Here is a 20,254-nt window from a genome sequence, read left to right as displayed (position 1 = left end):
CGCAGGGGCATGGGGTGGGAGAGCCCATACCGACGGGAACGGTTTTAAGAGGCGGGAGGAATTTTTCATGAGCGAACCGACAGTAGCCTCACAGCCATCACAGGAATTCGAAAAGGTCCTGAGTGGCAGTTCGAAGCAGGTTGCTTCCTTTGATACGCATGACAAGACACCCTTGCAGAGGGCCCAGCACTTTCTGCATAAAAGGCCGGCGGCGGTGCCGCTGATCGTGCTGGTCCTTTCGCTGATCGTCTTCGGATCGGTACTCGGCTCGAAGTTCTTCTCGGCCTTTTCCCTGACGCTGATCCTGCAGCAGGTGGCAATCACCGGCATCGTCGGCGCAGCGCAGACCCTGGTCATCCTGACGGCCGGCATCGACCTGTCCGTCGGTGCGATCATGGTGCTTTCGTCGGTGGTGATGGGGCAATTTACCTTCCGCTACGGCTTTCCGCCGGAAATAGCGGTGATCTGCGGTATTGCCGTCGGTGGGCTCTGTGGCGCCGTCAACGGCTGGCTGGTGTCGCGCATCAAGCTGCCGCCTTTCATCGTCACGCTCGGCATGTGGCAGATCGTGCTGGCGTCGAACTTCCTTTATTCCGCCAACGAGACGATCCGCTCCCAGGACATCAGCACCAGCGCGCCGATCCTCCAGTTCTTCGGCACCAATATCCGCATCGGCAATGCCGTCTTTACCTACGGCGTGATCGCCATGGTGCTTCTCGTCGGCATCCTTTGGTATGTGCTGAACAAGACCGCCTGGGGCAGGCATGTCTACGCGGTTGGTGACGACCCTGAGGCCGCCGAGCTTTCAGGCGTCAACGTCAAGAAGATGCTGATGTCGGTCTATATCCTGTCGGGCCTGATCTGCGCGCTTGCCGGGTGGACCTTGATCGGCCGCATCGGCTCGGTTTCGCCGACGGCGGGCCAGTTCGCCAATATCGAATCGATCACCGCGGTGGTGATCGGCGGCATCTCGCTCTTCGGCGGCCGCGGCTCGATCATGGGCATGCTGTTCGGGGCGCTGATCGTCGGCGTCTTCCAGCTCGGCCTGCGCCTGATCGGCACGGACCCGCAATGGACTTATCTCTTGATCGGTGTGCTCATCATCGCCGCCGTTGCAATCGACCAATGGATCAGAAAGGTGGCAGGCTGATGGCTCAGGAACCCATTCTCACCGCGCGTGGCATCGTCAAGCGCTACGGCCGCGTCACCGCCCTCGACCATGCCGATTTCGATCTCTACAAGGGCGAGATCCTGGCCGTGATCGGCGACAACGGCGCCGGCAAGTCTTCGATGATCAAGGCGATTTCCGGCGCCATCCATCCGGACGAAGGTGAAATCCGCCTGGACGGCGAGGTGGTGAACTTCCGTTCGCCGATCGAGGCGCGCAAGGCGGGCATCGAGACTGTCTACCAGAACCTTGCTCTGTCGCCGGCGCTCTCGATCGCCGACAACATGTTCCTCGGCCGGGAAATTCGCAAATCCGGGCCGCTCGGCAAGGTGTTTCGCATGCTCGATCATGCGGCGATGGAAAAGATCGCTCGCGACAAGTTGTCGGAACTCGGTCTGATGACGATCCAGAACATCAACCAGGCGGTGGAAACGCTGTCCGGCGGCCAGCGCCAGGGCGTGGCCGTGGCCCGCGCCGCAGCCTTCGGCTCCAAGCTCATCATCCTCGACGAGCCGACGGCAGCGCTTGGGGTGAAGGAAAGCCGCCGTGTTCTGGAACTGATCCTCGACGTGCGCGCCCGCGGGTTGCCGATCGTGCTTATCTCGCACAACATGCCACATGTGTTCGAGGTGGCCGACCGCATCCACATCCACCGGCTTGGCAAACGCCTCTGCGTCATCAATCCGAAGGAATACACCATGTCGGATGCCGTTGCCTTCATGACCGGCGCCAAGGTGCCGCCGGAGGCGCTCGCCGCATGACCACGACGCTTGCGGCCATTGCCGACGCTGTCGTCGAGAAGGCCGGGACGTTGCCGCGTTTCGTCGTCGCCATTGCCGGCCCTCCCGGGGCCGGCAAATCCACGCTTGCCGATGCCCTCCAGGAAGAGCTGACGCGGCGCGGCGAAAAATCCGCCGTCCTGCCGATGGACGGGTTTCACATGGACAACGGCGTCCTCGAAGCGCGCGGCCTGCTGAAACGCAAGGGCGCGCCGGAAACCTTCGACGTTCGCGCCTTTATCGATATCGTCGCGGCAGTACGAAAGGCAGACGAGGAGGTTCTCGTGCCGGTGTTCGACCGCGCCCGCGAGATCGCCATTGCCTCGGCCCGGGTGATCGCGCCGGAGACGCGCATCATCTTGGCGGAAGGCAACTATCTGCTGCTCGACGAGGCTCCCTGGTCGCGGCTTGCCGGCATGTTCGACCTGACGATCTTCGTCGGTCCGTCCTATGAGGTCCTGGAGGAACGCCTGCGGCAGCGCTGGATCCACTACGGCCTCGATACCGCCGGCATCGAATGGAAGCTCTACGGCAACGACCTGCCGAACGGAAAGCGGATCATCGACAATTCCCGGCCGGCCGACATCGCCATCGAGATTTTCGAAACGGCCTGAGGCCTGCAGTCGATCGATCATTGTTTTCCCGCGTATAATGATGCTATCCGAACCTTCGGTCAGCGCATGCCCTGGAACCATGCGCCAGTTGATTGCGCCTGGAGATCCCGTCATGAGCACGCACGCCGTAACCGAACTCACGATCCGCCGCCCCGACGACTGGCACCTGCATCTGCGCGACGGCGGCATGCTGAAGGGCGTGATCGGCGATACCAGCCGCAATTTCGCCCGCGCCATCATCATGCCCAATCTGGTGCCGCCGGTCGTCACCACCGCTGACGCAAGGGCCTACCGCGAGCGCATCATGGCAGCCCTGCCGAAAGGCGACCGCTTCGAGCCGCTGATGACGCTTTATCTCACCGAAGGCACCAACCCGGACGATGTCGAAGCCGGGCACAAGAGCGGCCTGATCACTGCGGTCAAGCTCTATCCGGCCGGCGCTACAACCAATTCCCAAAGCGGCGTGCGCAATTTTGAAAATGCCATGCCGGTGCTGGAGCGGATGGCGAAGATCGGCCTGCCGCTCTGCGTTCACGGCGAGGTGACCACTCCGGAGGTCGACATCTTCGACCGCGAAGCCATGTTCATCGAAACCGTGCTCGACCCGCTGCGCGCCCGCCTGCCGGAACTGAAGGTGACGATGGAGCACGTCACCACCAGGGACGGCATCGACTACATCAAGTCCTCCAAGGCCAATCTCGCAGGTTCGATCACCACCCATCACCTGATCATCAACCGCAACGCCATTCTCGTCGGCGGTATCCGCCCGCATTATTACTGCCTGCCGGTTGCCAAACGCGAAGTGCATCGCCTCGCCCTGCGCGCCGCAGCGACGTCCGGCGACGCCCGCTTCTTCCTTGGCACCGATTCCGCCCCGCATGTCGACCCCTTGAAGGAGTGCGGCTGCGGCTGCGCCGGCATCTATACCTCGATCAACACGATGAGCTGCCTTGCCCATGTGTTCGAGCAAGACAATGCTCTGGACAAGTTGGAAGCCTTCGCCTCGCTGAACGGCCCGGCTTGGTACCGCCTGCCTGTCAACGAGGAATCGATCACGCTGCGCAAACAGGCGGACCGGGTAGAGTTTCCGGAGAAGATCGAGACGGAGGCAGGCACCGTCACCGTCTTCGATCCGATGTTCCCGCTGCACTGGACCGTCGCGGAACGCTGAATTCTCGCGAGAAAAAAGCGCTTCTTTCAATCGGAGTTTGTGAATATTCTCTTTCTGACGTCCGGGCCTCCGGGAATGCGCGCACGAAATAGCGCGTCCGGTTCCGGCTAACCGTCAGGGGGGGAGTCATGAATTTCAACCAGGCCGTTATAACCGCATTTTCCAAATACGCCGTCTTTACGGGCCGGGCGAGCCGCCCGGAATTCTGGTGGTTCGCCCTTTTCAATACCATGGTTGCGATAGCTGCGACGACTGTCGATAACAGCATCGGCATCGAGCTTTTCAGCATTGTGGCGGGACTGGCTCTGCTGCTGCCCGGCCTTGGCGTCGCCGTTCGCCGCCTGCACGATACCGACAGGACCGGCTGGTGGGTGCTGATCAGTCTCACGATCGTTGGCCTTGTCGTACTGATCATTTTCTACGCGACGCCCGGCACACCTGGCGACAACGAGTATGGTCCAGCACCGGCCGCCTGATTGAAGACGGCGAACCGCTTGATTGGCGCAAATCGTGGCGAACACTGCCGCCAGCGGTTCGTTCCGCCTCTGGCTTTCGCAGGCCTGAACTGCTATGCGCGGGATACAAAAATCCAAGCTGCAGGAGACCGCCGATGATCCAGACATCCTTTCCCGACAAGGTCGTGATGGCCGAGCTGGTCGCCAAGATGCTCTGGGAAATCAAGGCGGTGCATTTTCGTGCCGATGAGCCTTACAAGCTTGCCTCTGGCATGGCGAGCCCGGTCTATATCGATTGCCGCAAGCTGATCTCCTATCCGCGCATCCGCTCGACGGTGATGGATTTTGCCGCTGCGACCGTATTGCGCGAAGCCGGTTTCGAGCAGTTCGACGTTATCGCTGGCGGCGAGACGGCGGGTATTCCCTTTGCAGCGATGCTCGCGGAACGGCTGGCGCTGCCGATGATCTATGTTCGCAAGGCGCCGAAGGGTCATGGCCGCAACGCCCAGATCGAAGGGCATATGCCCGACGGCGCGCGCGTGCTCGTCATCGAGGATCTGACCACGGCCGGCGGTTCGATGTTTACGTTCATCGACGCCATACGCGCCGCCGGCGGCGTGGTCGATCATGGTATCGCTCTGTTCTACTATGATATCTTCCCGAAGGCCCGCGCCGAGATGCAGGAAAAGGGCGTGACGCTGCACAATATCGCCACCTGGCGCGACGTTCTCGCAGTCGCCAAGGCGCGGAAACTGTTCGATGAAAAGACCCTGTCGGAGGTCGAATCCTTCCTCAACGCGCCACTCGAATGGTCCGGGCGCAATGGCGGGGTCAGCGCGCTTGCAGCCGCCTGAAAACGGGACTGGCCTTTTCAGCCGTCTTGGTCTAATCGATTGAAATGTAATTTTGGACGGGAGGAGATCGCCATGATCGTTTGCTGTGGAGAAGCCTTGATCGACATGCTGCCGCGTCAGACGACGGCAGGCGAGATGGCTTTTGCGCCCTATTCGGGCGGCGCGATCTTCAATACGGCCATCGCGCTCGGCCGCCTCGGCATCCAGACCGGCTTCTTCACCGGCCTTTCCGACGACATGTTCGGCGACATGCTGCGCGAGACGCTGGCATCCAGCAATGTCGATTTCGGCCCCTGCGCGACGCTACCGCTGCACACCACTCTCGCCTTCGTGAAATTGGTCAACGGCTCGGCGACCTACGCCTTCTTCGACGAGAACACCGCAGGCCGGATGATCACCAAGGATCACCTGCCGGCACTCGGCGATTTCTGCGAAGCGCTGCATTTTGGCGCGATCAGCCTGATCCCCGAACCGTGCGGTTCGACTTACGAAGCGCTGATGGCCCGCGAGCACGAGAAGCGGGTGATTTCCTTTGATCCCAATATCCGCCCCGGCTTCATCAAGGACGCGGAAGCTCACAAGGCCCGCATGTTCCGCATGGCGGCGATGTCCGACGTCGTCAAGTTCTCCGACGAGGATCTCGACTGGTTCGGCGAGGAGGGCACACATGAGGAACTGGTCGGCAAATGGCTGCAGCGCGGCCCGAAGCTCATTGTCATCACCAAGGGTGCCGATGGCGCCGATGGCTATACGGCGCGCGGCAAGGTTTCGGTGCCCGGTGAAAAAGTCACCGTCGTCGATACGGTCGGTGCCGGTGACACTTTTGACGCCGGGATTCTCGCCTCGCTGAAGATGAACAACCTCCTGACCAAGGAACAGGTCGCTACCTTGAGCGAGAGCGCCGTGCGCGATGCGCTGGCCTTGGGTGCCAAGGCCGCCGCCGTCACCGTGTCGCGCGCCGGTGCAAACCCGCCCTGGAGCTACGAAATCGGCCTGTAATTTACCTCCCCCTTGAGGGAGGAGGTTGCTGCGGAGCGGCGGGTGGGGTGAGCCTCGAAACCCATTGTCACCGAGATACGTGCAGGTCACCCCACCCCGGCTGCGTGCCGACCTCCCCGATGGGGAGGGTGAAAGAGCGCTCCCCGGCTATCGGTTAGATAACGCGACAGCGGGCTGAGTGGTATTGCGGCGGGCTGCAGCGCAAGAAACGGACGATACCGGGCAGACCTACGATATCGATCGCAACCGCCGGCCGCGGCCCGCAAACGCGCCGCGGGGAACCCCGGCCAGATTCGAGAGAAACTGCCCCGCGCATTCGCTCCAGCTGAATGTGAGCGCCTTTTGCCGGGCATCTTCCCGCGATAATGCGAGTGCATCGAGGGCTGCTTGCCGCAGATCGCTGGACAGAACGCCGCCGCCCTCCCCCAAATTGTCGTTCGGCGCGGTGACCGGAAAGGCGGCGACGGGACAGCCGCTCGCCAGCGCCTCCAGAATGACGTTGCCGAAGGTATCGACGCGGCTCGGGAAGACGAAGACATCTGCCGATGCGTAGATCGTCGCGAGCTCCGTTCCCATGCGCCGCCCCAGGAAATGCACCTGCGGATACTTTTGCTGCAGCAGGGGGAGATCGGGGCCGTCCCCGACGACGATCTTGCTGCCAGGCAGGTCGAGATCGAGGAAGGCCGGAAGGCCCTTTTCCACGGCCACGCGCCCGACGTTGAGAAATATCGGGCGGGGGAACGGCAAGTTCCGGCGGCGCGCCGGATCAAAGAGAACTGTGTCGACGCCGCGCGTCCACCGCTTGATGTTGTGAAAGCCGCGTGCCGCCATTTCGGTGCCGAGCGATGCGGTCGCCACCATCATGCCATCGCCGGAATTGTGGAACTGGCGCAGCCACCGGTAGCTCCAACTCTCCGGAATGGGCAGTCGCGCGCTGACGAACTCCGGAAAGCGCGTGTGGTAGCTCGTCGTGAATGGCAGCCCCCTGCGCAGGCAGATGCCGCGCGCCACGAGGCCGAGCGGCCCTTCCGTCGCGATATGGATATAGTCTGGCGCCAGTGCATCGATCTCCTCGGCCACCTGCCGCCGGGTCGGAAGCGCAAGCCGGATATCGGAGTAAAATGGCAGTGAAAAGGTCGTGAACCGCTCCGGCGTCAGGAAATCAATAGCGGTCCCCCGTTCCTTCACCGATCGGGCAAGTTCATCGAGGGTGCGGACAACACCGTTGACCTGCGGATGCCAGGCATCGGTGACAACAAGGACGGTCTTTTCCATAATGCGCCCCTGGACGCGGCTCCGCGCTGGCGGGGCACTTGCTGATGGTCGAATCGTCTGGCGGCTGCCATCAAGGCTTTTTGATCATGATTCGATGACAAGCGGATGATTTGCTCTCGTCGGCCCCTTTCGCTCCTCGGGTGCTGGTGAGGAACCCACTGAACAACAACGGTGAAATTTAACAAACTCAACGGCCGATCAACGCCACCTGCTCGCAACCGCGGCCGGCAGAGGCGGCAATGATCGCCAGCATGCAGCCGTCGGGAGACCGTACATGCACTTTCAATGATCTGTAATCGGCGTCGCGGCCGATCTTGTCGGCGACCCTCTGTCCGTAATAGACGGCGGACCCCTCATCGAAATGGTCGATGCCGTCTTCATCGACGATCTGTTCGTCGCCGAAGTGCAAATCGAAAAAGTAGTGCTGCACGATGCTCCCCCAAAGCCCTGCGCCACCGGAGATCTCTCTGGTTTGTTCTGCGATAGGGAGGATAGGGCATTGTGTTGGAATATAGGCTGAATTGGGCGTTCACCATGCATTCAGCTCACGGCGTGCGGTTGATGAGAAGAGGGGCTGCGATGAAGATGCCGGAGCTGGCACCCTCCACCTCCCCCTTGAGGGGGAGGTCGCCGCAAAGCGGCGGGTGGGCGTGACAGTCAAGGGCGCCGCAAGATCACCCACCCCGGCACTGCGCGCCGACCCTCCCCCAAGGGGAGGGTGAGGATTTACTTCGCCGCCTTCAGCAGCGCCGCAATGAGGCCAGCGGTGGAACTGTCATGTCCCTCGGCGCTCTCCTTGCCTTCGACCACCGGCAAAAGCCCCGTCGCCAGTTCCTTGCCCAATTCCACGCCCCACTGGTCGAAGGAGTTGATGTTGAACAGCGCGCCCTCGACAAAGACACGATGTTCGTAGATTGCGATCAGGCGGCCGAAGGTGAAGGGGGTCATCTGATCGTAGACGAAGGTCAGTGATGGGCGGTTGCCGGTGAAGACCCGGTGCGGGGCAATGCGCTCGATGAAGGCGGCATCCTGCCCCTTGGCGGCCATTTGCGCCTTGGCTTCCGCGAGCGTCCGGCCCTTCATCAGCGCTTCCGACTGCGCCAGGCAGTTGGCGATCAGGAGCTGGTGCTGGTGGCGCAGGTGCGGTTCGTGGCCGTTCGCGGCAATCATGAATTCCGTCGGGATGACGCTCGTGCCCTGGTGGATCAGCTGGTAGAAGGCGTGCTGGCCGTTGGTGCCGGGCTCGCCCCAGACGACCGGGCCGGAATTGCCGTCGACCGGCGTTCCCTCGAGCGTCACGCCCTTGCCGTTCGATTCCATGTCGAGCTGCTGCAGATAGGCCGGGAAGCGTGACAGGCGCTGGTCGTAGGGCAGGATGGCGCGGGTCGGATAGCCGAGCACGTTGCGATGGTAAAAGCCGAGAAGGCCGAGCAGCATCGGGATGTTTTCGCGCAGCGGCGCCGTGCGGAAGTGATTGTCGATCGAATGGGCGCCGGCGAGGAAATCGCCAAAATTCTCCTTGCCGATCGCGATCATCAGCGGCAGACCGATGGCCGACCAGACCGAATAGCGGCCGCCGACCCAGTCCCAGAAGCCGAAGATCCGGTCGCTGTCGATGCCGAAGGCGGCGACCTTGTCGAGGGCGGTGGAGACGGCGCAGAAATGTTTGCTGACCGCCTTCTCGCCGAGCTTTTCGGCGATGAAGGCGCGGGCCGTCGCCGCATTGGTCATCGTTTCGATGGTGGTGAAGGTTTTCGAGGCGACGATGAACAGCGAGGTCTCGGCATCGAGCAGCTTCAGTGTATCGGCGATGTGGGCGCCATCGACGTTGGAGACGAAATGCAGCCGCGGGCCGTCATGGTCGGGCGCCAAGGCCAGCGTCGCCATGACCGGGCCGAGGTCGGAGCCGCCGATGCCGATATTGACGACGTCCGTGATCTTCTTGTCCGTCGCGCCCTTCAGCGCGCCCGAGCGGGTACCGTCGGAAAAGACGCCCATGGCGTCGAGCACGGCGTTGACATCCGGCATCACGTCGCGGCCGTCGACGATGACCGGCGTGTTGGAGCGGTTGCGCAGCGCCGTGTGCAGAACGGCGCGGCCCTCGGTGATGTTGATCGTCTCGCCGGCAAACATCGCATCGCGCTTTTCCGCGACCTTGGCTGCCGTGGCTAGCGTTTCGAGGCCATCGAGCACCTTCTCGTTGACGGCGCATTTCGAATAGTCGAACAACATGTCGTCGAGCGTCACGCTGTATTTCGAGAAGCGGTTGGGATCGCTGGCGAAAGCGGCCCGGATATCGGTCGCGCTGGTGTCGGTGACGGTGGATTTCAGCTGGCTGACAAGCGCGGTGGTGGCGGGCGCGTTCATGGCGAGGGCTCCTTGCGTCGCGGGTAGGTCGCGATAGCTAGTCGCTTTGGCCACCGCAAATCAAGCCTGTCCCGTCGCAAACGGCAAAAAAGCCCGCGCTTTTTAAATGGATTTAAATCCCGCCTAGCCGCGTAGATCCTTGCGCAGAATCTTGCCGACATTCGACTTCGGCAGTTCGGTGCGGAACTCCACGAATTTCGGCCGCTTGTAGTTGGTGAGGTTGGCGGCGCAATGCCCCTTGACCTCGGCCTCGGTAAGGTTCGGGTCCTTCTTGACGACGAACAGCTTCACGGCTTCGCCGGAGTGCTCATCCAGAACGCCGATGGCGGCGCATTCGAGAATACCGGCAAGGGTCATCGCCACTTCCTCGATCTCGTTGGGGAAGACGTTGAAGCCCGAGACGAGGATCATGTCCTTCTTGCGGTCGACGATCTTGACGAGGCCCTGCGCATTCATGAAGCCGATATCGCCGGTGCGGAAGAAGCCATCGGCCGAGATGGCCCTCTCGGTTTCGTCCGGTCGCTGCCAGTAACCGGCCATGACCTGCGGCCCGCGGATGCAGATTTCACCGATATCGCCGAGCGGCAGCGTGTTGCCGGCCTCGTCGCGGATTTCAACCTCGGTCGAGGGCAGGGGCAGGCCGATCGTGCCGGTGAACTCGGCCAGGTCCAGCCGGTTGGCCGTCGCGACGGGCGAGGTTTCCGAGAGGCCGTAACCTTCCTTGATCGGGCAGCCGGTCATCTTCTCCCAGCGCTCGGCCACCGGCCGTTGCACCGCCATTCCGCCGCCGAAGGTCAGCGCCAGATCGGAAAAATCGAGCTTCTGGAATTCGGCATTGTTCATCAGCGCGTTGAACAGAGTATTCAGGCCCGGGAAGATGTTGACCTTGTACTTCGCCAGTTCCTTGACGAAGGCCGGGATATCGCGCGGATTGGGGATCAGGATATTCTGCCCGCCGGTCTTAAGGCCCATCAGTGAATTCACCGTCAGCGCGAAGATATGATAAAGCGGCAGCGCGCAGAGAAACACGAGATGATCCGGCCGCTTCTTGTTCAGGAAGGCCGTTTCAAGCCACAGGCCCATCTGGTCCATGTTCGCAAGAAGATTGGCATGGGTAAGCGTCGCGCCCTTGGAAACGCCGGTGGTGCCGCCGGTATATTGCAGGAAGGAGACATCGCCCGGCTTGACATCGACCTTGTTCAGCGTTGCGCTGTTTCCCTTTGCCAGGACAGCCTTGAAGGACAGATGCCCGGGCAGCGACCACTCCGGCACTAGTTTCTTGACTTTGCGCACGACGATGTTGACGATCAGGCCCTTGAGCCCCAGAAGGTCGCCCATGGTGGCGACGACGATGTGCTTGAGGTCGGTGCGTGCCGCCACCTGCTCGACGGTATGGGCAAAGTTTTCCAATACGAAGATCGCCTTGGCGCCGGAATCCTGCAACTGATGCTCGAGTTCGCGCGGCGTATAAAGCGGGTTGACGTTCACGACGGCATAGCCCGCACGTAGAATGCCGTAAACGGTCACCGGGTTTTGCAGGATGTTCGGCATCATCACCGCGACGCGGTCGCCCTTGGCAAGGCCGGTGGATTGCAGCCAGGCGCCGATCTTCCGGCTCTCGGCGTCGAGTTCGGCGAAGGTGAGCGTCTTGCCCATGCAGGTGAAGGCAGGCCGCGAGGCGTATTTCACGCAGGCTTCAGCAAACAGCTCGCAGATGGAGTTGTGCGGCGACGGGGCGATCTCCGCGGGCATGCCCGGCGGATAGGACTGCAACCAGGGCTTGGCGGCCTGGGGTCCGGGCGTCTGAATCAATGTGTCCGGCATGGTCTCTCTCCCTGATGCAACCGCCGCCGCGCCGCAAGACGGCTGCGCAGCGTTTCTCCCTTTTCCCGCACGGCCTGTCCGAAAATGTCTCCGGCAGCCGTTGCGCATGAGCGAACAATCCCTCCAGATCGTCCACCCTGATCAGGATGAAGCTTTTGTGTCGCCCCATCAAGCACATTCCGGATTATATGACCTTGACGTAAACGTCAATATATCGCCCGGTCGTTTGGTCGTGCCTGAACAGATTTCGCGACATGTGCTTTGCAGCAATGTTTGCGAGCGGATGCAAAAAAGATATATTGCGTTGCAATAAGCCAATGGCTCTTCTCACGCCGGGGCTTTCCATTTTAACAACCAGATTCGGCACCGGTCGCCGGCATCGATGTCCTCCTGTCGCCGGTTGACCGGTCGAATGGGCAACGGTTGGCCTTCCACAACGAAACGCTCGAATTTGGCTCTCGGTTCTTCGTTGGAAATTCGATTGTCATCCGCTTGTGTTGACCATGCGGTCATACTTACTTATGCCGCATGTTTCCGGGGTTGCCGCAGGGAAACGGAAACATGTGGTAAGCCGTGAGTTTTGCTGTCATCTTGACGGGATGTGGAGGAATGCCTTTTGCAGCTGAGCAATCGTGAACGGGACGAGGCACCGTCGGAGCCGCGTCTTTTCGGTCGTCCGGCCTATGAACGCTCGGCGCTTGTCGGGCCGATTTCGGCCGCGCGCTGGCTGCTGGTCTTCGTGCTGCTCGCCGGCGTCTATTTCTTCCATGGTTTCCTGGTGCCGGTGCTGGCGGCACTGGTTATCGGCTTTGCCACCTGGCCGATCTATCGCCGCCTGCTTGCTGCCATCGGCGGCAACCGGACGCTCGGAGCGACCATTGCGATCATTGCGGTGATTTCCTTTATCGTCGCACCGATTTCGCTGGCCGCGGTCTACGCGGTCGATGAAGTCCGCGAGTGGGTGGCCTGGACCATCGAGACCAATAAGTTCGGTGCGCCTGTGCCGGTCTGGCTGACGCAGATTCCCGGCGCCGGTGTCTGGCTTGGGACGCAATGGGCGAAATATGTCGGCCATCCCGGTGCCATCGGCGAATTGGTGCAGCTCGTCAGCGGCTCCAACATCGGCAATATCTACCGTGGCGTTCTCGTCGTCGGCGCTTCCGCGTTCCAGTCGTTCCTGACGCTGCTTTTCATGCTCATCACGCTGTTTTTCGTCTATCGCGACGGTGAGAAACTGGTCGCCCAGCTTGACCGTCTCGGAGAACGTATCCTGCCGATGCGCTGGGAGCGCGTGTCGCGCATCGTGCCGCTGACCATCAGTTCGACAGTGACCGGCATGGGTGTTATCGCCATCGGCGAAGGCATCGTGCTTGGCGTCGCCTATTGGCTGGCAGGGGTTCCCTCGCCGGTGACCCTTGGCATCATCACCGGCATCATGGCGCTCATCCCTGGCGGCGCGCCGCTCTGTTTCACCCTGGTGTCGATTTATCTTTTCGCCAGCGGCTCGCCAGTTGCCGCCGCCGCCCTGTTCGCCTGGGGAACCATCGAGTTGTTCATTGTCGACAAGACCCTGCGCCCGCGGCTTGTCGGTGGACCGATCAGCCTCCCCTTCCTGCCGACCTTCTTCGGCCTCGTCGGCGGCGTCAAGACCATGGGTTTCCTCGGCCTCTTCGTCGGGCCGGTGCTGATGGCGCTTTTGGTGGCGATCTGGCGGGAATGGTTGCACGAAGTGACGAACCCGCCGCCACCGCCAGGCGCGATCATCAAATAAGCTGCGCCGCTGACCGCTGACGCGCAGGCAACATCAAGTTGGTGCTGACCTCTTCCCTTTTGACGAAACTGAATCCGTAGACGGGGAGAATTGCCGCGTGATCTCGATGCGCCGTTGCGCTAATGATTGCCTGCGCCTTGCGACGGCTTGCCGCCCAGGCCAATCCATTCGAGAGTTCAGGAAATCCGATGAACCGTACTTACTACGCCCCTACCGGCGGCGCTCCGGCCCAGACGCAACTGCTCACCGATCGCGCCGTCTTCACCGAGGCTTATGCCATCATCCCCAAGGGCGTGATGATGGACATCGTCACCAGCTATCTGCCGTTCTGGGAGGACACACGCCTGTGGGTCCTGTCGCGGCCGCTGTCCGGTTTCGCCGAGACCTTCTCGCAATACATCATGGAAGTGGCGCCGGGAGGCGGCAGCGACCGGCCGGAGCCGGATGCGGACGCAGAGGGCGTTCTGTTCATCGTCGAGGGTGAACTGACCGTGACGCTGGACGGCAAGGTCCATCAGATGTCACCCGGCGGGTACGCTTTCATTCCGCCGGCAAGCAACTGGTCCGTACGCAACACCCGCAACAAACCGGTGCGGTTCCACTGGATACGCAAGATCTATGAGTTGGTCGACGGTCTCGATGTGCCGCCGGCGCTTTTCCTCAACGAAGCCGACATCGCGCCGGCCCCGATGCCGGGCACCGATGGGAAATGGGCGACAACGCGCTTCGTCGATACCGCCGACCTGCGCCACGACATGCATGTGACGATCGTCACCTTCGAACCAGGGGCGGTCATCCCCTTTGCCGAAACCCATGTCATGGAGCATGGCCTCTATGTGCTGGAAGGCAAGGCGGTTTACCGGCTCAATCAGGATTGGGTCGAGGTCGAGGCTGGCGACTACATGTGGTTGCGCGCCTTCTGTCCGCAGGCCTGTTACGCTGGCGGCCCCGGCAAGTTCCGTTACCTGCTCTACAAGGACGTCAACCGCCACATGAAGCTGAAGCCGCGGGCCTGAGCACTCGCGGCCGCAGCGTTCGCCTGCCGGAGTGCCTCAGGCAAGGCCGGCAGGGATCGGCGAGATGGCACGGTCGCTGCCATAATCCCGCTGATGTGCGACATGGCCGCGAAGGCGGCGTGGAGTGGCGTTGATCTCGATGACCGGCAACTCGAAAACGCCGTCGGCATAGGTGCCTGTGTCTGCCGTATCGTCGCATTTGCGCTTGCGCAGATTGAAGATCATCTAAGGTCCTCCCGGTTTTCGCATCAACGGCCAATCCGCCGAAGTTCTACGCTGCTAACCGGAAAATAGTTAAAAATTAACCATGTTTGCCGGAGTAAATTTGTAGCGCAGTTACCCGCATGACGGGAGACGATCATACGGGGTAGATATGACATCCTTGCGTCGGAGGTGTGTCATACCGCCGGTTCATTGTGGCAAGTCAGTGCAGCGGACGGGAAACCAGTTCGTCGTTCAGAATTCTGAAGGCTTCATCGAGCGCATCGACAAGGATGTCGGTCAGCCTGTCCGCATTATCTTCCTGCAGGAACAGCGCGATTGTTGCGTCTTGCGGGTGGGGCGGGTGTTCGATCGTGTTCGACATGTCATTGTCCTTCGCTGCCCGGCGTCATGCCGGTGGTGGGACAAGTTAGGACGCTTTGCTTGCGCCGGGCTTGGCCAGCCCGTTTTTCCTTTGAACCCAAAGGCGTGCCGATGCCGACTGGACGGCAGCACCCATTGATAATCGTCGCAGCGCGACGTTCAAGGCCGAAGCTTCGGCGACCACTGGCAACCGCAGCGCGCCGATGAAGGAGATTGATCTCGATCGCCAAGTGTCTGTCATGCTATATCTAAATTAGAAAATGCTAATTAACTGAATCGTCACCCGGCCCGAGCTTAGGGCTAAGCCGTGGACGCAACCAAGGATGTGACCATGACACAGGCTGTTTCGACTTCTATAACAAGACGAAGCGTGGTCGCAGGCCTAACGCTGACCGCCGCTTCCGTGGCTGTTTTGGCAGGGACGGATAATTTGCGGGCCAACCAATCCATGCCTGAGAAAAGTCTGTACGAGCGTCTGGGCGGCGTCTTCGCCATTGCGGCGGTCGTGGATCACTTCAGCGACGCCGTCGTGAAAAACCCAGTCGTCGGCCAGCAGTCCAAGAACCCGCAGTTGCGGGAATGGCACACCAAGAACCTGGAGAGGTTGCCCGGCCTGAAGTTCATGCGGACTCTGTGGGTCTGCGACGTTGCGGGTGGACCCTTCGAGTTCAAGGCCACAAAGCCCGGCACGACGCCGCTCGGTCTCGAGGAGGCCCACCGGAATCTCCGGATCTCCTCTGAAGAATTCGATGAGGTTGTAGCGGAACTCGGACGGACCCTTGACTTTTTCAAGGTCCCGAAACGCGAGAAGGATGAAGTCCTGGCAGCCTTCGCCGCTCATAAGGACGAGGTCACCGCCGCTAGTAGACGGTAAGAGACCTCGGGGTTTCTCACCTGCCGCTCGATACCGAAGACATGGTGCGATCGATCTCCGCCGCGTTGCAAGCTCCTCACGACCACCCTGCCTCCCCGGTTTGGGCACGTGGTGGGTCGAGGAGGATGAGGGCCGGTTTTCCGTCCATTTGCGGGGCGTGGCTGAGGATATGGAGCTGGTCGTCAACCCCGCGACGGAGCGAATAGACCAATTCGCCGTCAAGCGTGTTGTCGGCCCGTCTGTTCGCGACCCGGTAGTGCATCAGCATAGCGATCAAGGCGAGCAGGAAGCCGGGCGGGATGAGCAGCCAGAGCGCCTTGATCCAGTCCGGCGAGGATTGGAACGTGTCGAGCAAGTCCGCCCAGAAATTGTAATCGCCCATTTGCCTTAGCCCCACGACCTATCGAGCATACTATAACTCAAACAAATATGTATTAAAATACATGGAGAAAATTTCTGTGAAGCGCCCATGTGCCGTTCATGGAAGTCAAGAAACGCTTCGGAAAGGCCGTAAAAGAAAAGCGGAATGCAATCGGCATCTCGCAAGAGGAATTGGCCATGCGCATAGGTGCGGACCAAGCTTATATAAGCCGAATAGAAGCCGGCCAGATGAACGTGACGATCGAAACGGCTGAGCAAATTGCAAATGTAATGCAGGTCGACGTCGGAGACCTATTTATTGCTCAATAGAACTGCAATAAAAGGCGCGGTCGGACGATGCCGGGGCCTTCAACGTAACTTTCTGTAGAGTGAAGAACAAATTTAGTGACCTATGGTGCCGCTTGCAGGACTCGAACCTGCGACCCCATCATTACGAATGATGTGCTCTACCACCTGAGCTAAAGCGGCCCGCAAACGTCCCGCGATGCAGCGGAGCGATGTGTGAGGGGCTGATACCTGCAAACCGATGGGATTTCAAGCCATCAGTTTGCAGAACCGGAAAAAACCTCGGGACGACGGAAAGGTGCTGTTTTAGAGTGACAGTCTCTGGCGCGCTTCGTCATATTCGCGCGCAAGCCGATCAACCAACGAAGAGACGGGCACGATCTCGGTGACGGCGCCGATGCCCTGGCCGCAGCCCCAGATATCTTTCCAGGCCTTGGCGCCTGTCGTTGCGGTCTCGAAGTCCATCTTCGAAGGGTCGGCCTCCGGCAGCTGTGCCGGATCCATGCCGGCCGCGATGATCGAGGCTTTCAGGTAGTTGCCGTGGATGCCGGTGAAATAGTTGGAATAGACGATGTCGCCAGCACTGCTGTCGACGATCATCTGTTTGTAAGCGTCGCTGGCGCGCGCTTCGCTGGTGGCGATGAAGGACGAGCCGATATAGGCCATGTCGGCGCCCATTGCCTGTGCGGCAAGCACGGCACCCCCGGTCGAAATGGCGCCCGAGAGCAGGAGCGGCCCGTCGAACCATGTGCGGATTTCTTGGACGAGGGCAAACGGAGACAGCGTTCCGGCATGGCCGCCGGCGCCGGCGGCAACCGCGATCAGGCCGTCGGCACCCTTGCGAATAGCGGAGTTGGCGTGCCGATTGTTGATGACGTCATGCAGCACGATACCGCCATAGGAATGGATCGCCGCGTTGACCTCGGGCGCGGCGCCGAGCGAGGAAATGACGATCGGGACCTTGTATTTGACGCAAAGCATCAGGTCGTGTTCCAGCCGCTTGTTGGATTTGTGGACGATCTGATTGACGGCGAACGGCGCGGCCGGCTTGCCGGGGTTGCGGGCGTTGTGAGCGGCGAGTTCTTCCGTGATCTCGGCCAGCCATTCATCGAGCTGCGCCTCCGGCCGGGCGTTCAGCGCCGGAAACGAGCCGACGACGCCCGCCTTGCACTGCGCGATCGTCAGTGCCGGATGCGAGATGATGAACAAGGGAGCGGCGAAGACTGGCAGCCGCGTAGTGCCGGTGAGGATGGCTGGCAAGGACAAGATTTCGCTCCCGTTTCAATTTTTGACGTTTCCGTAAACGTAAGAATGTTATCAGCGCCGATGGATTTTGCAAAGGGTGCTTGAACCGCGTTGGTGCGGCAAGTCGGGTAGATCCTCCGGGTTTTTCCCGGCGTCGGCCGTCAAGTTTGACGTGCGAGGCTTGCAGATCGCGGCGTCAACCGTTACCCAATTGTTAACACATCCAAAAGCGCGCCGGGTTTCACGGGGAGCGATGGCCGCGACAAAGGATGCTGTTGGAACCGGAGCGCTGCCGTATCGTAACGTTTTCGGGGCGATGTTGATTGCATGTCTGCCCGGCTCCGGGCTTCGGCCCCAGCGCGACATGCCCTTGCGGAGCGACCGATGCCGGTCGTCTGCATCAAGAAGGACGGACAGTGAGCGGACTGGAAACTGCCATCAGACATGCGCTGGAGCGCTCCGAGCGGACGAATTCCGAAACGCGCGCACGCATCTACCAGTCGGCGCGAAACGCGCTCGAGGCCGGCCTGCGCAAGCAGGATGTGCACGATCCGGACGTGATCGCCAAGCAGCGGCACCGCCTCGAAGCGATCATTCATGCCATTGAAGTGGAGGAACGCGCAGCGCTGAAGGCTGCGTCCGTGGCGCCGGCGGTCCGCATGGATACGGACAGCCGGGAGAATCATGCCCCCTCGCCGGAACTGGATGACGGCATCCATAAGCCGCCGGAAGGGGTCGCCGGCGAAGTCGTAAGCCCCGTCGTTGACGGCGGCCTTGCCGGTCTGCGTCCCGACCGCCGCGAGGCAAGCCGCGCACCGGCCGCCGCCGTCGAACCGGTCTCCGGAAAACGCGGCAAAGGCGCCAAGGTTGTCCCGCCAAAGCCCCGCCGGCGCAAGCGCGGCAGTTTCCTGTCCTTCGTCATGGTCGTGACGACCCTCGTCGCCGCCTTCGGCACGGCGGCTTGGTGGGTGCAAACCAGCGGTCTTTTGAAATCGGCCGCCGAGCGCGACACCAGCGTCGCCAATCCGCCCTCGACCGTGCAGTCCGAGGATTTCGACGGCGCAGAAGGGCTGAAGACGCTTGGAAGCGAGCAGGGCTTTTCCGGAAACTGGGCCGAGGTTTTCAAGCCCGCCGACGCCGCCAATGTCACGGCTGGAAGCCGCGCCTCGGCCGATCAGGTCAGCGACGAGAACGGGCAGCGCCTGCGCATAACCTCTGCGACCGCGGAAGCGGACGGCAATGTCCTCATCGAAATTCCGGCTTCTGTGCTTGGACAGATTTCCGGCAAGACGTCGACTGTAGCGCTCAGCGTCCAGGCGGATGCGGGCAAGCAGACCCAGTTCTCCGTCGAGTGCGATTTCTCCTCGCTCGGCGATTGTGGCCGCCATCGGTTCACGGTGAACGAGGAAAAGAGCGACATGTTGTTCAAGGTCACGTTCGATCGCGGCCTGGCGCCAAGCGCGCCCGGCCATATCCTGATCAACAGTGACGTGACCGGCGCCGGCAACAGCCTCAGCCTGTTCGCTGTCCGCATCCTTCCAGGGCAATGACCAGGGTATTTGCGAGCGGCTACTTCACGAAGCCAGGCCCGAAGCCGAGGATTTTATTGTCGACCTCGCCGATCGCGCTTTTGTCCTTGCCGTCATAATCGAGCGTCTTCAGCATATGGCGGATAACGTTGAGGCGGGCGCGGCGCTTGTCATTGGCGCGCACGACTGTCCAGGGCGCATGCTCTGTATGGGTTTCCTTGAGCATTGTGTCGCGCGCCTCTGTGTAGCGATCCCATTTCGTCAGCGCGGCGATATCCATCGGCGAGAGCTTCCAGACCTTCAGCGGGTCGTGGCGGCGGTCGTGGAACCGCTTCAGTTGCATCTCGCGGCCGATATCCAGCCAGAATTTGAAGAAATGAATGCCGTCGCCGGTGATCAGCTTCTCGAACGGCGGCGTCTGTTTGAGAAAGTGCGCATGCTGCTCCGGTGTGCAGAAGTCCATGACCGGCTCGACGCCGCCACGGTTGTACCAGGAACGGTCGAACATCACGAATTCGCCAGCCGTCGGCAGATGGGTGACATAGCGCTGATAGTACCATTGGCCCCTTTCCGTTTCTGTCGGCTTTGTCAGGGCGACGATGCGGGCGGAGCGCGGGTTCATGGAGGCGTGCGTGGCATGGATTGCGCCGCCTTTTCCGGCCGCATCGCGCCCTTCAAAGATCGCCACGACACGCCGGCCGGTCGCCTGCAGCCAGAATTGCACCTTGACGAGCTCGATCTGCAGTTTCTCCAGCGTCCGATCGAAAGTATCGGCATCGAGCTTTTTGTCATACGGGAAGTCGCCTGAAGCGAGCGCTTCCTTGTCGATCCAGTCCGGAAGCGCAGCATTGTCGATATCGAAGACATGTGCCTTGCCGTTGACCGTGAGTTCGACCGTCTGATTTTTTTCGATTCCTGCCATGATTGAGTCCGCCCTGCTTCATTGTGCGGCCACTCGCCGATTTCATGGGAAGAGGCCACAATTGAATTGCGAATTCAAGCATGCCGTGAAAATCATTGTCATGAACCTCCGATATCACCGGTTGATTGCATACCGGTAAG

21 protein-coding genes and 1 tRNA gene are annotated in these 20,254 nt (G+C 61.0%); 12 read left to right on the top strand and 10 right to left on the bottom strand.

Annotated elements, in window-relative coordinates; genetic code table 11:
- The first annotated feature begins 67 nt into the window (after positions 1 to 67).
- From ACSQ2Z_RS19685 to ACSQ2Z_RS19655, 7 genes are all read left to right on the top strand, one after another.
- A complete protein-coding gene (locus ACSQ2Z_RS19685; protein WP_436082757.1) occupies positions 68 to 1,150 on the top strand; it encodes an ABC transporter permease in 1,083 nt (360 codons plus the stop codon).
- Positions 1,150 to 1,929 (top strand): sugar ABC transporter ATP-binding protein, encoded by a 780-nt coding sequence (locus ACSQ2Z_RS19680; protein ID WP_113004600.1) that lies wholly within the window; start codon positions 1,150 to 1,152, stop codon positions 1,927 to 1,929. The genes ACSQ2Z_RS19685 and ACSQ2Z_RS19680 overlap by 1 nt, the downstream gene beginning before the upstream one ends.
- The gene (locus ACSQ2Z_RS19675) at positions 1,926 to 2,561 is read left to right on the top strand and encodes a nucleoside triphosphate hydrolase (RefSeq protein ID WP_436082756.1); all 636 of its coding nucleotides are present in this window, start codon (positions 1,926 to 1,928) and stop codon (positions 2,559 to 2,561) included. The genes ACSQ2Z_RS19680 and ACSQ2Z_RS19675 overlap by 4 nt, the downstream gene beginning before the upstream one ends.
- Before the next feature lie 112 nt (positions 2,562 to 2,673).
- Entirely contained in the window at positions 2,674 to 3,732 is a 1,059-nt protein-coding gene (gene pyrC, locus ACSQ2Z_RS19670) for a dihydroorotase (protein WP_436082755.1), read from the top strand.
- Between the two features lie 128 nt (positions 3,733 to 3,860).
- A complete protein-coding gene (locus ACSQ2Z_RS19665; protein ID WP_436082754.1) occupies positions 3,861 to 4,208 on the top strand; it encodes a DUF805 domain-containing protein in 348 nt (115 codons plus the stop codon).
- 134 nt (positions 4,209 to 4,342) lie between these two features.
- Complete coding sequence (locus ACSQ2Z_RS19660) at positions 4,343 to 5,041, top strand: orotate phosphoribosyltransferase (protein ID WP_436082753.1); 699 nt, start codon at positions 4,343 to 4,345, stop codon at positions 5,039 to 5,041.
- 72 nt (positions 5,042 to 5,113) lie between these two features.
- Positions 5,114 to 6,040, top strand: a complete 927-nt coding sequence (locus ACSQ2Z_RS19655) for a carbohydrate kinase family protein (protein ID WP_436082752.1) — start codon at positions 5,114 to 5,116, stop codon at positions 6,038 to 6,040.
- A gap of 228 nt (positions 6,041 to 6,268) precedes the next feature.
- On the opposite strand, the gene ACSQ2Z_RS19650 is transcribed toward ACSQ2Z_RS19655, so the two are convergent.
- The 4 genes from ACSQ2Z_RS19650 to ACSQ2Z_RS19635 form a co-directional block, all read right to left on the bottom strand.
- Positions 6,269 to 7,315 carry a glycosyltransferase family 4 protein gene (locus ACSQ2Z_RS19650; protein WP_436082751.1) on the bottom strand — a complete coding sequence of 349 codons (1,047 nt, stop codon included), beginning with the start codon at positions 7,313 to 7,315 and terminating at the stop codon, positions 6,269 to 6,271.
- Between the two features lie 187 nt (positions 7,316 to 7,502).
- Positions 7,503 to 7,745 carry a DUF6894 family protein gene (locus ACSQ2Z_RS19645; protein WP_436082750.1) on the bottom strand — a complete coding sequence of 81 codons (243 nt, stop codon included), beginning with the start codon at positions 7,743 to 7,745 and terminating at the stop codon, positions 7,503 to 7,505.
- 296 nt (positions 7,746 to 8,041) lie between these two features.
- On the bottom strand, positions 8,042 to 9,682 hold the full coding sequence (pgi, locus tag ACSQ2Z_RS19640) for a glucose-6-phosphate isomerase (protein WP_436082749.1): 1,641 nt from the start codon (positions 9,680 to 9,682) through the stop codon (positions 8,042 to 8,044).
- 123 nt (positions 9,683 to 9,805) lie between these two features.
- The gene (locus tag ACSQ2Z_RS19635; protein WP_436082748.1) at positions 9,806 to 11,506 is read right to left on the bottom strand and encodes a long-chain fatty acid--CoA ligase; all 1,701 of its coding nucleotides are present in this window, start codon (positions 11,504 to 11,506) and stop codon (positions 9,806 to 9,808) included.
- A gap of 616 nt (positions 11,507 to 12,122) precedes the next feature.
- Between ACSQ2Z_RS19635 and ACSQ2Z_RS19630 the strand changes: the two genes are divergently transcribed.
- On the top strand, positions 12,123 to 13,277 hold the full coding sequence (locus tag ACSQ2Z_RS19630) for an AI-2E family transporter (RefSeq protein ID WP_436082747.1): 1,155 nt from the start codon (positions 12,123 to 12,125) through the stop codon (positions 13,275 to 13,277).
- Positions 13,278 to 13,465: 188 nt separating this feature from the next.
- Positions 13,466 to 14,293, top strand: coding sequence for a bifunctional allantoicase/(S)-ureidoglycine aminohydrolase (locus ACSQ2Z_RS19625; protein ID WP_436082746.1), 828 nt, complete (start codon positions 13,466 to 13,468; stop codon positions 14,291 to 14,293).
- Between the two features lie 36 nt (positions 14,294 to 14,329).
- On the opposite strand, the gene ACSQ2Z_RS19620 is transcribed toward ACSQ2Z_RS19625, so the two are convergent.
- Both ACSQ2Z_RS19620 and ACSQ2Z_RS19615 read right to left on the bottom strand, forming a co-directional pair.
- Positions 14,330 to 14,518: a hypothetical protein gene (locus tag ACSQ2Z_RS19620; RefSeq protein ID WP_436082745.1), complete on the bottom strand. Its 189-nt coding sequence runs from the start codon at positions 14,516 to 14,518 to the stop codon at positions 14,330 to 14,332.
- A 199-nt stretch (positions 14,519 to 14,717) separates the two neighbouring features.
- The gene (locus ACSQ2Z_RS19615; protein ID WP_436082744.1) at positions 14,718 to 14,879 is read right to left on the bottom strand and encodes a hypothetical protein; all 162 of its coding nucleotides are present in this window, start codon (positions 14,877 to 14,879) and stop codon (positions 14,718 to 14,720) included.
- Between the two features lie 330 nt (positions 14,880 to 15,209).
- Between ACSQ2Z_RS19615 and ACSQ2Z_RS19610 the strand changes: the two genes are divergently transcribed.
- Entirely contained in the window at positions 15,210 to 15,752 is a 543-nt protein-coding gene (locus tag ACSQ2Z_RS19610) for a group I truncated hemoglobin (protein WP_436082743.1), read from the top strand.
- A gap of 76 nt (positions 15,753 to 15,828) precedes the next feature.
- Here the strand turns inward: ACSQ2Z_RS19610 and ACSQ2Z_RS19605 are convergent, their stop codons facing one another.
- Positions 15,829 to 16,134, bottom strand: a complete 306-nt coding sequence (locus tag ACSQ2Z_RS19605; RefSeq protein WP_436082742.1) for a hypothetical protein — start codon at positions 16,132 to 16,134, stop codon at positions 15,829 to 15,831.
- Positions 16,135 to 16,232: 98 nt separating this feature from the next.
- Between ACSQ2Z_RS19605 and ACSQ2Z_RS19600 the strand changes: the two genes are divergently transcribed.
- Positions 16,233 to 16,442 (top strand): helix-turn-helix domain-containing protein, encoded by a 210-nt coding sequence (locus tag ACSQ2Z_RS19600; RefSeq protein WP_436082741.1) that lies wholly within the window; start codon positions 16,233 to 16,235, stop codon positions 16,440 to 16,442.
- A gap of 83 nt (positions 16,443 to 16,525) precedes the next feature.
- Here the strand turns inward: ACSQ2Z_RS19600 and ACSQ2Z_RS19595 are convergent.
- A tRNA-Thr gene (locus ACSQ2Z_RS19595) sits at positions 16,526 to 16,601 on the bottom strand.
- 123 nt (positions 16,602 to 16,724) lie between these two features.
- Complete coding sequence (locus ACSQ2Z_RS19590; protein WP_436082740.1) at positions 16,725 to 17,684, bottom strand: NAD(P)H-dependent flavin oxidoreductase; 960 nt, start codon at positions 17,682 to 17,684, stop codon at positions 16,725 to 16,727.
- A 395-nt stretch (positions 17,685 to 18,079) separates the two neighbouring features.
- Here ACSQ2Z_RS19590 and ACSQ2Z_RS19585 point away from each other — a divergent pair, with 395 nt between their 5' ends.
- Positions 18,080 to 19,213 carry a biotin transporter BioY gene (locus ACSQ2Z_RS19585; protein ID WP_436082739.1) on the top strand — a complete coding sequence of 378 codons (1,134 nt, stop codon included), beginning with the start codon at positions 18,080 to 18,082 and terminating at the stop codon, positions 19,211 to 19,213.
- Between the two features lie 19 nt (positions 19,214 to 19,232).
- On the opposite strand, the gene ppk2 is transcribed toward ACSQ2Z_RS19585, so the two are convergent.
- Entirely contained in the window at positions 19,233 to 20,114 is an 882-nt protein-coding gene (gene ppk2 / locus ACSQ2Z_RS19580) for a polyphosphate kinase 2 (RefSeq protein WP_436082738.1), read from the bottom strand.
- Between the last annotated feature and the right edge of the window lie 140 nt (positions 20,115 to 20,254).

Origin of the sequence: Pararhizobium sp. LjRoot235, assembly GCF_964254145.1 — a bacterium.
In the GTDB taxonomy this organism is placed as follows: Bacteria; Pseudomonadota; Alphaproteobacteria; order Rhizobiales; family Rhizobiaceae; genus Pararhizobium.
Note: the sequence above shows the minus strand (reverse complement) of the source record. Positions and strands in the feature narration are given on the sequence as shown.

Bases quoted from the DNA above. Each gene is read 5' to 3' on its own strand.
- ACSQ2Z_RS19665 (WP_436082754.1), top strand. From the start codon at position 3,861: ATGAATTTCAACCAGGCCGTTATAACCGCATTTTCCAAATACGCCGTC.
- ACSQ2Z_RS19655 (WP_436082752.1), top strand. From the start codon at position 5,114: ATGATCGTTTGCTGTGGAGAAGCCTTGATCGACATGCTGCCGCGTCAG.
- ACSQ2Z_RS19610 (WP_436082743.1), top strand. From the start codon at position 15,210: ATGACACAGGCTGTTTCGACTTCTATAACAAGACGAAGCGTGGTCGCA.
- ACSQ2Z_RS19625 (WP_436082746.1), top strand. From the start codon at position 13,466: ATGAACCGTACTTACTACGCCCCTACCGGCGGCGCTCCGGCCCAGACG.
- ACSQ2Z_RS19660 (WP_436082753.1), top strand. From the start codon at position 4,343: ATGATCCAGACATCCTTTCCCGACAAGGTCGTGATGGCCGAGCTGGTC.
- ACSQ2Z_RS19635 (WP_436082748.1), bottom strand. From the start codon at position 11,506: ATGCCGGACACATTGATTCAGACGCCCGGACCCCAGGCCGCCAAGCCC.
- ACSQ2Z_RS19600 (WP_436082741.1), top strand. From the start codon at position 16,233: ATGGAAGTCAAGAAACGCTTCGGAAAGGCCGTAAAAGAAAAGCGGAAT.
- ACSQ2Z_RS19620 (WP_436082745.1), bottom strand. From the start codon at position 14,518: ATGATCTTCAATCTGCGCAAGCGCAAATGCGACGATACGGCAGACACA.
- ACSQ2Z_RS19675 (WP_436082756.1), top strand. From the start codon at position 1,926: ATGACCACGACGCTTGCGGCCATTGCCGACGCTGTCGTCGAGAAGGCC.
- ppk2 (WP_436082738.1), bottom strand. From the start codon at position 20,114: ATGGCAGGAATCGAAAAAAATCAGACGGTCGAACTCACGGTCAACGGC.
- ACSQ2Z_RS19650 (WP_436082751.1), bottom strand. From the start codon at position 7,315: ATGGAAAAGACCGTCCTTGTTGTCACCGATGCCTGGCATCCGCAGGTC.
- ACSQ2Z_RS19685 (WP_436082757.1), top strand. From the start codon at position 68: ATGAGCGAACCGACAGTAGCCTCACAGCCATCACAGGAATTCGAAAAG.
- ACSQ2Z_RS19615 (WP_436082744.1), bottom strand. From the start codon at position 14,879: ATGTCGAACACGATCGAACACCCGCCCCACCCGCAAGACGCAACAATC.
- ACSQ2Z_RS19605 (WP_436082742.1), bottom strand. From the start codon at position 16,134: ATGGGCGATTACAATTTCTGGGCGGACTTGCTCGACACGTTCCAATCC.
- ACSQ2Z_RS19680 (WP_113004600.1), top strand. From the start codon at position 1,150: ATGGCTCAGGAACCCATTCTCACCGCGCGTGGCATCGTCAAGCGCTAC.
- pyrC (WP_436082755.1), top strand. From the start codon at position 2,674: ATGAGCACGCACGCCGTAACCGAACTCACGATCCGCCGCCCCGACGAC.
- pgi (WP_436082749.1), bottom strand. From the start codon at position 9,682: ATGAACGCGCCCGCCACCACCGCGCTTGTCAGCCAGCTGAAATCCACC.